This is a genomic window from Aeromonas sp. FDAARGOS 1415 (assembly GCF_019048365.1).
GTDB lineage: Bacteria > Pseudomonadota > Gammaproteobacteria > Enterobacterales > Aeromonadaceae > Aeromonas > Aeromonas taiwanensis.
Genome location: NZ_CP077363.1, coordinates 1,919,531 through 1,931,055 on the forward strand (window position 1 = coordinate 1,919,531; position 11,525 = coordinate 1,931,055).

Annotated in this window: 12 protein-coding genes; 3 read left to right on the plus strand and 9 right to left on the minus strand. The window is 63.5% G+C overall.

Annotated elements, in window-relative coordinates; translation table 11 throughout:
- Positions 1–186: 186 nt before the first annotated feature.
- Complete coding sequence (locus I6L45_RS09205) at positions 187–567, plus strand: YgiW/YdeI family stress tolerance OB fold protein (RefSeq protein ID WP_216984025.1); 381 nt, start codon at positions 187–189, stop codon at positions 565–567.
- Positions 568–620: 53 nt separating this feature from the next.
- Here the strand turns inward: I6L45_RS09205 and mltC are convergent, their stop codons facing one another.
- The 5 genes from mltC to I6L45_RS09230 all read right to left on the minus strand — a co-directional run bounded on the left by mltC (position 621) and on the right by I6L45_RS09230 (position 5,569).
- On the minus strand, positions 621–1,724 hold the full coding sequence (gene mltC / locus I6L45_RS09210; RefSeq protein ID WP_216984026.1) for a membrane-bound lytic murein transglycosylase MltC: 1,104 nt from the start codon (positions 1,722–1,724) through the stop codon (positions 621–623).
- Between the two features lie 85 nt (positions 1,725–1,809).
- A complete protein-coding gene (locus tag I6L45_RS09215; protein ID WP_043762993.1) occupies positions 1,810–2,082 on the minus strand; it encodes an oxidative damage protection protein in 273 nt (90 codons plus the stop codon).
- A 21-nt stretch (positions 2,083–2,103) separates the two neighbouring features.
- Positions 2,104–3,165, minus strand: a complete 1,062-nt coding sequence (gene mutY / locus I6L45_RS09220) for an A/G-specific adenine glycosylase (RefSeq protein ID WP_216984027.1) — start codon at positions 3,163–3,165, stop codon at positions 2,104–2,106.
- Positions 3,166–3,251: 86 nt separating this feature from the next.
- Positions 3,252–3,926, minus strand: coding sequence for a GspB family T2SS assembly factor variant ExeB (exeB, locus tag I6L45_RS09225; RefSeq protein WP_043763000.1), 675 nt, complete (start codon positions 3,924–3,926; stop codon positions 3,252–3,254).
- Positions 3,926–5,569, minus strand: a complete 1,644-nt coding sequence (locus I6L45_RS09230; RefSeq protein ID WP_216984028.1) for an ExeA family protein — start codon at positions 5,567–5,569, stop codon at positions 3,926–3,928. The genes exeB and I6L45_RS09230 overlap by 1 nt, the downstream gene beginning before the upstream one ends.
- 220 nt (positions 5,570–5,789) lie before the next feature.
- On the opposite strand from I6L45_RS09230, the gene I6L45_RS09235 reads away from it, so the two are divergent.
- Positions 5,790–7,028 carry a multifunctional CCA addition/repair protein gene (locus tag I6L45_RS09235; protein WP_216984029.1) on the plus strand — a complete coding sequence of 413 codons (1,239 nt, stop codon included), beginning with the start codon at positions 5,790–5,792 and terminating at the stop codon, positions 7,026–7,028.
- Positions 7,029–7,140: 112 nt separating this feature from the next.
- Here I6L45_RS09235 and I6L45_RS09240 read toward each other — a convergent pair whose 3' ends face one another.
- The gene (locus I6L45_RS09240; protein ID WP_043763010.1) at positions 7,141–8,406 is read right to left on the minus strand and encodes an inorganic phosphate transporter; all 1,266 of its coding nucleotides are present in this window, start codon (positions 8,404–8,406) and stop codon (positions 7,141–7,143) included.
- Positions 8,407–8,431: 25 nt separating this feature from the next.
- On the minus strand, positions 8,432–9,112 hold the full coding sequence (locus I6L45_RS09245; RefSeq protein ID WP_216984030.1) for a TIGR00153 family protein: 681 nt from the start codon (positions 9,110–9,112) through the stop codon (positions 8,432–8,434).
- Positions 9,113–9,281: 169 nt separating this feature from the next.
- Between I6L45_RS09245 and I6L45_RS09250 the strand changes: the two genes are divergently transcribed.
- The gene (locus tag I6L45_RS09250; RefSeq protein ID WP_216984031.1) at positions 9,282–10,226 is read left to right on the plus strand and encodes an inorganic triphosphatase; all 945 of its coding nucleotides are present in this window, start codon (positions 9,282–9,284) and stop codon (positions 10,224–10,226) included.
- Positions 10,227–10,329: 103 nt separating this feature from the next.
- On the opposite strand, the gene I6L45_RS09255 is transcribed toward I6L45_RS09250, so the two are convergent.
- Both I6L45_RS09255 and I6L45_RS09260 read right to left on the minus strand, forming a co-directional pair.
- Positions 10,330–10,800: a glycine zipper 2TM domain-containing protein gene (locus I6L45_RS09255; RefSeq protein ID WP_043807879.1), complete on the minus strand. Its 471-nt coding sequence runs from the start codon at positions 10,798–10,800 to the stop codon at positions 10,330–10,332.
- Between the two features lie 131 nt (positions 10,801–10,931).
- A complete protein-coding gene (locus tag I6L45_RS09260; RefSeq protein ID WP_216984032.1) occupies positions 10,932–11,384 on the minus strand; it encodes an N-acetyltransferase in 453 nt (150 codons plus the stop codon).
- Between the last annotated feature and the right edge of the window lie 141 nt (positions 11,385–11,525).

Below are 11,525 nucleotides of genomic sequence, written 5' to 3' on the forward strand. Positions count from 1 at the left end.
CGATGGCAGCGGGCTGGGAACCCGCTTGACCAGGCAGGAAGGTATTCACCCGAATACATGTTTGCAGCCGTTCCGGACCATTAAAGCGATTGCGGTCACATCAGCCCCCCTGGATGGGGAGGCTTCACGTTTGTTTCACGCACAGCCGGGCAAGATGCCTGCATTCCCCAATGACAGGAGCATGAAATGAACAAAGCAAAGGCAATCGCCCTGGTGGCACTGATGTCCGTCTCTTCCTTCGCCATGGCGGCCTACACAGGCCCCAAGGAGCAGAACAAGGTGTCGGTCGCCCAGTTGAAAGACGTGGCCGATGACCAGTGGGTGACCCTGGAAGGCAAGCTGGTCAAGCATCTCGGCGGTGAAAACTATCTCTTCCGCGATGGCAGCGGAGAGGTGGAAGTGGAAGTGGACGAGGATGTGTGGCGCGGCACCGAAGTGGGTCCGGACGATCTGATCCGCGTGCGTGGCGAGGTGGATCACAGCTGGAACAAGACAGAAGTCGAGGTGGAGCACCTGGAGAAGGTGGGAGAGGCACCCCGGAGCAAGGGCGGCTTTATCGCCAAGTGAGAGAGTCAACAGAAAGAGGGGCGCTATCAGCGCCCCTCTTTCTTTGGATGCCGTCAGCCGGCCCGGCTGGCGACGGTACGCTTGAACCCCTTCTCGGCCTGATTGACCTTGTAGAGGTAGCGGCGCGCCTCCGCCTTGGGGTGCTGCTCGGTCAGTACCTGATAGACCGCCTCGGGGGAGAGGCGGTTGATCATGTCGGGGGCCACCTTGCGGTTGCTGGAGAAGGTGTTGAGCACCCCGCCGGCGCCGCCGTTGTAGGCGGAGATGACCGCATAGCGACGGGACTGGGGATCCTGGATATCCGCCAGATAGACGGTCTGCAGCAGGTGCAGATAGGCGGTCCCCACGTCGATGTTGTAGGCCGGGTTGAACAGATCCTCGCGGGTGGGTTGACCGTTCTTGCCCTTGACCCGCACATAGACATCCCGCCCGGCGGTGGCCGGGATCACCTGCATCAGGCCATAGGCGTTGGCATGGCTGACCGCATAGGGGTTGAAGCTGCTCTCCGTCTTGATCACCGCATAGATCAGACTCTCGGCGACCCCGTACTTGCGGGAGGCGTCGCGGATGATGCTGGCGTACTTGTAGCCCCGCCTGTCCTCGTGGTTTGCCACCATGGGGATGTCGATGAAGAAGATGTTGCGGATCCCCAGGGTGCGCTTCTTCATCGCCGTGTCGAGCAGATAGTCGGCATAGCGCTCCGCTCGCCAGCCGGAACGGATGGGTTGCCCCTGGTTGTCCAGCACCTGGCCATAGAGGAAGGGTTCGCCACCTGTCATGATCTCCCTGTCCGAATAGAGATCCACTTCCGCCGGATCGTCCGGGGTCAGCAGGGTTTCGATGATGGCGCGGCGCAGGTGGGCACGGGGCTCGATGCCGGAGACCGTCTCCACCATGATGTGACCACTGGAGAAGTCGATGTGGGCACGGCTCTTGTACTGATCCGTGTATTTGACGTAGTCAAACTTGCCTGCGAACAGCGCCTCCCGCCCCCAGATCTCGTTCACGTTGTGGGAGAGTGCACTGATCATGTGCTCGAAGCCGCGCACGTCCTTGCCGTTGACCAGATCATCATCGTCGTTCCCGCTGGGCTGGGGAGAGGATGAGCAGGCAGAGAGAAACAGCAAGGCGCACAGCAGCCAGAAAAGTCGGCCCATAGGGATCCTCAAACCGGGCGGCCGGGCCACCCGTCACTGATTGGCTTGAACCAGGAGAAGTGCCATCGTCTGGCACCCTCTCCATTCACTGGCTGGGAGGGGTATAACCGTCGATCTGGACTTCACCCGCATCAAACAGATAGCTGATCATCTCTTTTTCCAGCAACTGGCGGTGCTCGAGGTTCATCATGTTCAGCTTCTTCTCGTTGATCAGCATCACCTGCTTCTTTTGCCAATCGGCCCAGGCTTCCTTGCTGATGTTGTCGAAGATCCGCTTGCCGAGTTCACCGGGGTAGAGTTGGAAATCGAGACCCGGCGCCTCTTTCTTCAGACGCTGGCAAAATACGGTACGGCTCATGTTGACCTCTGTGGTTGCAAGTCAGGGTTGTAAGTCCGGATAGGCGAGCAGGCGGGCTGTCGCGGCCGCCAACCCCACCTCGGCAGGATGGCGTAAGTTATACCAGAGTCGGGTATCCGCTTCCATGAGCATGGGGGGCGGCGGCGCAGCCATTTCGATCAGCAAGGGACGGATGTCGAGGTGGAAGTGACTGAAAGTGTGGCGGAATCCAGCGAGTTCCCGATACTCGGAGCCATCCAGCCCCAGATCTTGCAGGCGGTCTGCCACCTCGGCGAGGGACTCCACCTGCGGGAAGCAGTAGAGCCCGCCCCAGATCCCCTGCGGCGGGCGTTTCTCCAACAGCAGTTGCTCCCCCTGGCGGATGATCAGCATGATGCCGCTGCGGGCCGGGATGCTCTTCTTCGGTTTGCCGTGGGGGTAGTCGGTGGGCTTGCCCTGCGACAGCCCCTGGCAATCGTCCCGCACCGGGCAGCGCTCGCAGGCGGGCTTGCTGCGGGTGCAGACAGTGGCCCCCATGTCCATCATGGCCTGGTTGTACTGGGCGACGCCGACTCTCGGGGTGAGGCGGGTTGCCAGCTCCCAGAGATCGTTCTCCACCTGTTTCTGGCCGGGCCAGCCGGGTAGCGCCAGCCAGCGGGTGAGTACCCGCTTCACGTTGCCGTCCAGGATGGCGTGGGGCTGGCCCAGGGACAGGGAGAGCACCGCGCCGGCGGTGGAGCGGCCGATGCCGGGCAGGGCCATCACCTCCTCCAGCCGTTCCGGGAAGAGGCCGCCGTGCAGATCGCGCACCTGCTGGGCAGCCTTGTGCAGGTTGCGGGCACGGGCGTAGTAGCCGAGCCCGGTCCAGTGGTGAAGCACCTCGTCGATGGGGGCATTCGCCAGTGCCAGCACGTCGGGGAAGCGAGCCATGAACCGCTCGTAGTAGGGGATGACGGTGGCGACCTGGGTCTGTTGCAGCATGATCTCGGAGATCCAGACCCGGTAGGGGGTCTTGTCCTGCTGCCAGGGCAGGGTCTTGCGCCCGTGGACCTGGTACCAGTCCAGGATGCGGGTGGCGAAGGTGGTGTCGTTCGAATTGCTCACGTTGCACTCATGTTATTGATTAAAAAGGGGAGCTCTTAGGCTCCCTCTGAATGGATGGCGGTCAGTCCGGCCCCTCGGCCCAGGGGTCAGCCGCGCCAGTCCTGCAGCGCCTTGAGGCTGGCATGCTGGCCGCCGACCTGCAGGATGATGTAGTCCTGGGCGATGGCCGCCAGCAGCACGCCCGGGGCTATCTCGCTCCCCTCGTGCCACTCCCGCCCGTTGAGCACCACGGCCCGCTTGGCCGGATCGGAGGAGTAGTTGTGGGCACCGTAGGCCAGCGGGGGAATCTGCTGCTTCAGGGCGGGGGCCAGGGCGCTGAGGGGCATGGCGCTAACCTGGGTTTGCGGCGCCGTCTCTTCCACCAGCGGGGTGTTGTTGAGGGCGGCCATGAGGCGCTCGGCCAGGCTCTCGCCCTGGCTGGCGGTGGCCGTGGCCGGCGCGGCCGCGGGCCTGGGGGCGACCACGGGTTCGGGCAGAGGCGGTGGCAGCGGACGGGTGATCATCGGCCTGGGCTCGACCCGCACGAAGGGTGGCGTCACCACCTCCTTGATCTCGACCTGCTGCTCGATGGGTTTGAGGTGATAGAGGTGCCAGCCATAGTTGGCGGCGGCGCCCATCGCCAGCGCCAGGGGGGCCAGGGCCCACCAGATCCAGCTGCGGTTGGCTTCTTCCTCCTGGGTCACGGGCAGGCCCATGAGTGGCGTGTGGGCGGTGTACTGGGGTTGATCGGCCCGGCGCAGGGCCTTGAGCAAGGTGGACATCAGGAGGCCTCCTCTACCTGGGGATCCATGGCGTCATCCGCCACGGTGTCGAGATCGACCGGGGTGCTGGCACGCAGGGATTCATCCTCCAGCCTGGGCATGGGTTCACCCGACAGCGCGTTCAGGCGCAGCAGGGTATTGCTGCCGGCGATGCCGTCCGGGGTCAGCCCCTGATCACGCTGGAACTGCAGCAGCTTGTTTCTGAGGGTTGCGTCGAAGCGGCTCACCTTGCGATCCGGTTGCTGCATCGCGCGGTTGAGCGCGTTGTCCAGCCACTGCACCTGGGTGGCGCCGGCGTTGTTGCCGATCAGGGTCACGTTGCCCTTGGGCATGCGCCAGAGCAGGGTATAGCTGCCGCCCCAGGCATCGGAGAGCCACTGTCTGTCCACCTGCCAGCTCTGGTTGCCGATGAGCAGGCTGGCCTTGTCCGCCCCCAGGCTCACCAGGGTGGCATAATAGATGCCGCCGGTCTCGTCGGTGAGGCTGATGAGGGCCGGGTACTGCAGGGCCTGCAACTGGGCCAGGGTCGCTTCTCCTTCCTGACAGCGCAGCCCTGCACGGGGGGCATTGTCACAGGACGCCTCTTCCAGTTCGGTCTGGTAGCCCCACACCTTGTAGAGATTCTGCATGGCGACGTCCGGCTCCAGCGCCTGATTGATGGCGCGGGTCAGCTGTTCCTGCTGCTCCAGGGTGTCGTCTATCTTCACCGGCACTTCCACCTTGATCAGGGGGCGCTCCGGGAAGATGCCAACGAATTGCCAGCCCCACCAACCGGCGGCCACCAGCAGGGCTCCGCCCAGGGTGACGGCAAGGCCAGACTGCCAGCTTCCTTCGTCACGAATGCCGCTTACCTCATACGCGGACTGGCTGATGTCGCCGTGCACTATCTTGTGACTGCCGCGGGCGAAGGCGGCGATCAGGGCGCGATCGCAGATGAGGTTGATGAGGCGCGGGATGCCGCCGGAGAGACGGTGCAGGGTCTGGATGGCCCTCGGGGTGAAGAGGGGCTGGATGCAACCTGCCACCTGCAGCCGGAAGCGCACGTAGGCATCCACGTCCTGGCGGGAGAGCGGCAGCAGGTGGTAGCGGGCCGTGATGCGCTGGGCCAGCTGGCGCAGCAGGGGCTGGCGCAGCATCTGTTGCAGCTCGGGCTGGCCGATGAGCACCACCTGCAGCAGCTTCTTGTCGTCGGTTTCCAGGTTGGTGAGCAGGCGCAACTGCTCCAGCACGCCGGGCAGCAGGTGCTGTGCTTCATCCACCAGGACCACGCTGCGTTTGCCCGCCGCCAGGTTGGCCAGCAGGTGATCGCGAATGAGGTCGAACAGCTGCTTGAGGCTGGCCTCGTCGGCGTAGGGCAGCTGGTACTCGTCGCAGATGGCGGCCAGCAGATCCCGCTCGGTCAGGGAAGGATTGAGGATGTAGGCGATCTCGGTCTCGGGGGGCAGCTGCTGGAGCAGGCAGCGGGAGACGGTGGTTTTGCCCGTACCCACTTCCCCGGTCAGCAGCACGAAGCCGCCACCGTCCTGCAACCCGTAGCTGAGGTGGGCGAGGGCCTCCCCGTGACGCTCGCTCATGTAGAGGTATTTGGGGTTGGGCGAGATGGAGAACGGGGGCTCCGACAGACCGAAGAACTGTGTGTACATAAGGATCCATTCCATTGTTATGGGCGGGAGGTTAAAGCCTCCCCAGAGGGATGTCAAAGACCCGGGGTCCATAAGAGGGGCCGGCTCGAACTCCGGGTGGATGGCACCCGGAGCATAGAACAACGGCACAGGGTTGGCGGGCGACGCCGTGGCGGCCTCTCATCGTCTCTGGCGGACAAAAGCGGTATCATGGTGACAGGTTTATCGAGGGAGAGTGTGCGTGCAGATTTATCTGGTCGGAGGGGCGGTTCGGGATCGCCTGTTGGGGTTGCCGCAGGGTGACAGGGATCACCTGGTGGTCGGTGCCACTGTGGCGCAGATGCTGGCGCTGGGCTTTACCCAGGTCGGCCGCGACTTCCCCGTGTTTCTGCACCCCAAGACCCAGCAGGAGTACGCCCTGGCCCGCACCGAGCGCAAGCAGGGGCAGGGCTATACCGGCTTCGTCTGCCATGCTGCCCCCGAGGTGACGCTGGAGCAGGACCTGCTGCGCCGGGATCTCACCATCAATGCCATCGCCGAAGATGAAGAGGGACAGCTGCACGACCCCTACGGCGGCATCCAGGATCTGGAGCGGCGGGTGCTGCGCCACGTCTCCCCGGCGTTTGCAGAGGATCCCCTGCGCATCCTGCGGGTGGCCCGCTTCGCCGCTCGCTTCCATGCACAGGGCTTCGTGGTGGCCCCCGAGACGCTGGGGCTGATGCGTGAGATGACGGCCGCTGGGGAACTTGCCCACCTGACCCCGGAGCGGGTCTGGAAGGAGCTCGAGAAGGTGCTGCTTGGTCCGACGCCCCAGGTCTTCTTCGAGGTGTTGCGGGAATGCGGCGCCCTCAAGGCGCTCTTCCCCGAACTGGATGCCCTGTTCGGCGTGCCGGCCCCTGCCAGGTGGCACCCGGAGATCGACACCGGCATCCACACCATGATGGTGCTGGGGCAGGCGTGCCGCCTCTCCCCCGAACTGGCGGTGCGTTTCGCCGCCCTGTGCCACGACTTTGGCAAGGGGGTGACGCCGCCGGCGTTCTGGCCCAGTCACCACGGTCATGGCCAGAAGGGGCTGCCCCTCATTCGCGACTTCTGCGAGCGTTTCCGGGTACCGAACGAGTGCCGCGATCTCGCGCTGCTGGTGAGCGATCTGCATACCCACATTCACATTGCCTTCGAGCTCAAGCCGGCGACCTTGCTGAAGGTGTTCGACAAGGCGGATGCCTGGCGCAAGCCGGAGCGTTTTGCCCAGTTGCTGGATGCCTGCCGCGCCGATTTCCACGGTCGCACCGGCTTCGAAGAGAAGGTCTACAGCCAGCCGGACTACGTCGCCCAGGCCCTGGACGCGGCCCTGGCGGTGCCGGTCAAGGAGATAGTGGCGGCGGGCTTCAAGGGGGAGGCGATCCGCGAGCAACTCGCCAAGCGCCGGCTCGACGCCATCAGCCGGGTGCGCGACGAGTGGACCTTTATCGAGGAGTAGTTGCCGCTGCGGGGCCGATTGGCGGCGCATCATCGACCGTTTGAGACAACAGAGAAACATAAAAAAAGCCCGGGTCTGTGACCCGGGCTTTTTTTCGTGCGGCCTGGACTGCTTAGGAGAAGCAGGCCTGCAGCACATAGAAGATGGCGATGGCCAGGATGGCGCCTGCGGGCAGGGTGATGACCCAGGAGACCACGATGTTGCGCAGCACGCCCAGATTCAGCGCCGCGATGCCGCGGGCCAGACCCACGCCCATGACCGCACCCACCAGGGTCTGGGTGGTGGAGATGGGCAGGCCGGTACCGGAGGCGATCACCACGGTGGCGGCGGTCGCCAGCTGGGCGGCGAAGCCACGGCTCGGGGTCAGGTGGGTGATACCGGTGCCGACGGTCGCCATCACCTTCTCGCCCATGGTGGCCAGACCGATGACGATGCCGATGCCGCCGAGGGGCAGGATCCACCAGGCGATGTGGGAGCTGCCGCCGATCTCGCCGCCGGCCGCCACGATGGAGGCGACTGCGGAGAGCGGGCCAATGGCGTTGGCCACGTCATTGGAGCCGTGGGCGAAGGCCATGGCACAGGCGGTGATGATCATCAGGATGCCGAACACCTTCTCCACGTTGGCGAAGTGCATCTTGCTATCATCTTTCGGGTTGTACTTCTGGCCGCGGATATAGAGCCAGCCCGCGAATGCCACCGCGATGGAGAGGGCAACGGAGAGCAGGACGCCTTCGCCATTGCTCAGGTGCAGACCGACGTGGGTCAACCCCTTCTTGATGGTGACCAGGCAGATGACCAGCGCGGTCAGGAACATGTAGAAGGGGACATAACGCTTGGCGTTGTCCAGGGGGTTGTCCGTGTTGAAGATGAGCTTCTGCACGCTGATGAACATGAAGTAGGCGATGATGCCCGAGATGGCCGGAGTGACCACCCAGGATCCGACGATGCCGCCAAACTTGCTCCACTGTACCGCTTCCGGGCCCACGCTCACCACGGCAAAGCCGACGATGGCGCCGATGATGGAGTGGGTGGTGGAGACGGGCCAGCCGAAATAGGAGGCCAGGATCAGCCACAGACCCGCCGCCAGCAGGGAGGCGATCATGCCGAGCACCAGCAGATCCGGCGTGTCGGCGAAGGCGTTGCTGTCGATGATGCCGCTGCGGATGGTGGCCGTCACCTCGCCACCGGCCAGATAGGCACCGGCGAACTCGAAGATCATGGCGATGATGATCGCCTGACGGATGGTCAGGGATTTGGTGCCGACCGATGTCCCCATGGCGTTGGCGACGTCATTCGCACCAATGCCCCAGGCCATCAAAAAGCCGAACAAGGCCGCCACGAGCACCAGGGTGGTGCCGTAATTTGCGATAATGTCCATTAGTAGTGTTTACCCAGTCAGTCGATTACGAACGAGCCAGCATCAATTCCAGACGGGCGCCAACGCGCTCTGCCTGATCAGCCAGGTCACCTACCCATTCGAGGATCTTGTAGAGGAACATAACGTCGATCGGATTGTATTTGTGCTCAACGGCTTGCAGCTGTTGGCGCAGCCCGATCTGCATGGTGTCAGTATCGTCCTCGATGAGATCCAGCTGGTGGATCATCTCGGCAACCATTTCAACTTCACGTCCTTTAAAGCCGGTTTCGAGCAGCTCATCGAGTTCTTCGATGGCTTTTTCGGCCTGGGCGGTCGCATCGATACAGCGTTTGAGATAGGCCATGAAATCGGCACGCATCTCGGTGGGAAATTCCATCTTGCGTCCAAGCATGCGGCCGGAAATATCCTTGGCACGGTTGGCTATCTTGTCCTGCTGGGTCAAGAGCTCCAGCAGATCGGTACGGGCGACCGGCAGGAACAGGCCGCGGGGGAGTTTCAGGCGAATTTCGCGCTTGAGGATGTCCGCTTCTTTTTCCAGTTGGGCGATATGTTGCCGGATTTTCTCGGCATCTTCCCAGCGGTCTTCGGCAACGGCATCAAAGAAGGGAATGAGCTGCTCGCAGCACACGTGAACCTTGACGATATGCTTCTGCAGCGGCTTGATGGGGGACTTGGCAAAAAGACCCAAAATAGTATTTACTGGCATGGCCAAACCTGTGTCGGTGAAAAAACACTCGATACGATTTTATGAGGGGCGCATGGTAACCGAACTGTGCCATCAATAAAACCGTGAATTAATCCTGAGCTGTCGCTGGCATTATATCCTCGCGACCCAGATCATGCCCCCCAAAGTTGCCTGCCCGCCCGGAATGACTATGCAAACTGAGATCGAGATAAAGTTTTTCGTCACCAGCGATATTCAAGATTCCCTATCCAACTTTCTGAATTCACTCGAGATTATCTCCTCCGATCAGGCGAGGCTCGGCAACGTCTACTTCGACACGCCCGCCCTGGATCTGCGCCGGCTCGACATGGGTTTGCGCATCCGCCGCAGCGATCATTTTTCTGAACAGACCATCAAGTGTCGGGGTCAGGTGGTGGGGGGGCTGCATGCCAGACCCGAGTACAACGCTCCCATCGACGGTTCCCTGCCCACCTTGTCGGCCTTTCCGGCAGAGATCTGGCCGAGCCCGGTGGTGCGCGACGAGATCCAGTCCCGTCTGGTGGCGCAGTTCAGCACCGACTTCCTGCGTCGGCACTGGCTGGTTGCCTTCGAAGGCGCCCTGATCGAGCTGGCCTGGGATCGGGGGGAGATTGTCGGTGCCCTGGGGCGCTCCGGGATCGACGAGCTGGAGCTGGAGATCAAATCCGGCGAGCCCGCCGCCCTGTTCGGGCTGGCGGAGCAGCTGGCGGCGCTGGGAGGATTGCGGCTGGGGGCCCAGTCCAAGGCGCAGCGTGGCTACCGGCTGGCCGGGCTCGGCAAGCCCCTGGCCGTGCAGCCCTTGCCCGAGGTGTCGGAGGGCAAGGCCGGGATCACGGCAGGCCTGCAGCATTGGCAACACCACGAGCAGCTCTGGCTGGAGGGGGACGATGCCGTGCGGGCACCGGCGTTGCAAGGCATGCTGCAGGGCTGCGCCCTGGTGGCCGGTGCCGCAGCGGCCCTGAGCCCTGCGCCGGCCTGGCTGCCCGAGCTTCTGGTGCAGCAGCGCCTGCTGGCCGAGGCGGCCGGGGAGGCGGCATCACTCCAGGCCCGGCTCCACGATGCCAGCCTGGTCGGCCTGCAGTTGGCCATCGCCGCCTGGCTGCATCTGAATGCCTGAGGCGAGCAGGGGGCCAGGCTAGCAAACCCGACAGACAACAAAAAGGTGAGCCTGGGCTCACCTTTTTTATTGGACACTCGTTGTTTCAGGTACTCAGGCGGGATCAGTTCACCACGGCCACGTTGATGGTGCCGTTGCCCTGTGTCATGCGGACCCGGGCACCCGGCACGAAGGTCGGGCTGGCTTTTTGCACCACCACAATGGATTCACCGCTCTCCTTCTTGATCTCGAGCTCCACGCCATCCACCTGATTGAGCTTGTCACCGGCGGCTTTGCCGGCGGCGGCACCGGCGATGGCCCCCCCGGCGGCGGCGATGTCACTGCCGCGACCGCCCCCTATGGTGCTGCCGAGCAGGCCACCCACCACGGCGCCGCCTATGGTGCCGATCAGGGAGTTTTCGTCTGCCTGGATCTTGACCGGGCGGGTCGAGATGATGGTGCCGTAACTGACGGTCTGCACCTGCTTGGCGCGATCCTTGGTGTAGACATCGCCGGAGTAGACGTCGCTGTTGGCACAGCCCGTGATGGCGGTGGTGGCGGCCAGCAGGGTGACGAGGGCAATACGTTTCAACATGATGTGCCTCCTGGGCGGGCATCGGATTAATCTGGTGATGGATTCAACTTTACGCCAACCAGGTTGCTCATGAAACCTGCAAAATGTAACCAGGTATGTGCGTGGACGCCGTCCGGCACCCCTGATGACCGTCAGATCAGGGACTTTTCCAGCAACAGGCGATCCTCATCCGCACCGAAATAGCCCGCCTCTTCGGACAGCAAGGCATAGCCGAGGCGCAGGTAGAGGCGCCGGGCGGGATTGGCCGGATCCACGGTCAGTCTGACCCTTGCAACCTGCAGCGCCGTCAGGCCCTGCTCCACTTGCAGCATCATGCGTTCGGCCAGGCCGAAGCCGCGCGCCTCGGGGCGCACCGCCAGGGAAAGCAGCCAGCCCTGCGACCGATCCTGACCGAGCCCTCCCAGGGCATAGCCCAGCAGTCTGCCTTCCCGCTCCGCCACGATCAGCAGATCGGGCCACAAATCCATGGCCTGACGGAAGAAGAAGGGAGGATAGACATCCTCACCAAAGATGTCGGCGTCGAGCCGCCCTATGGCGTGCATGTCGGCGTGGGTGGCAATGCGTAAAACGGGGGGCGGGTGCATCCGGGCTCCTGTCACGGGTCTCTGCTGCCGGCGGGCAGCGAAAAAGGAGGCACAGGGTAGAAGGCCGGGCGGGGCGATGCAAGCGGGTCTGTCCTGGTCGGGGAAAGGGGCGGTCAATCCGCAGGCAAAAAAACAGGGCCC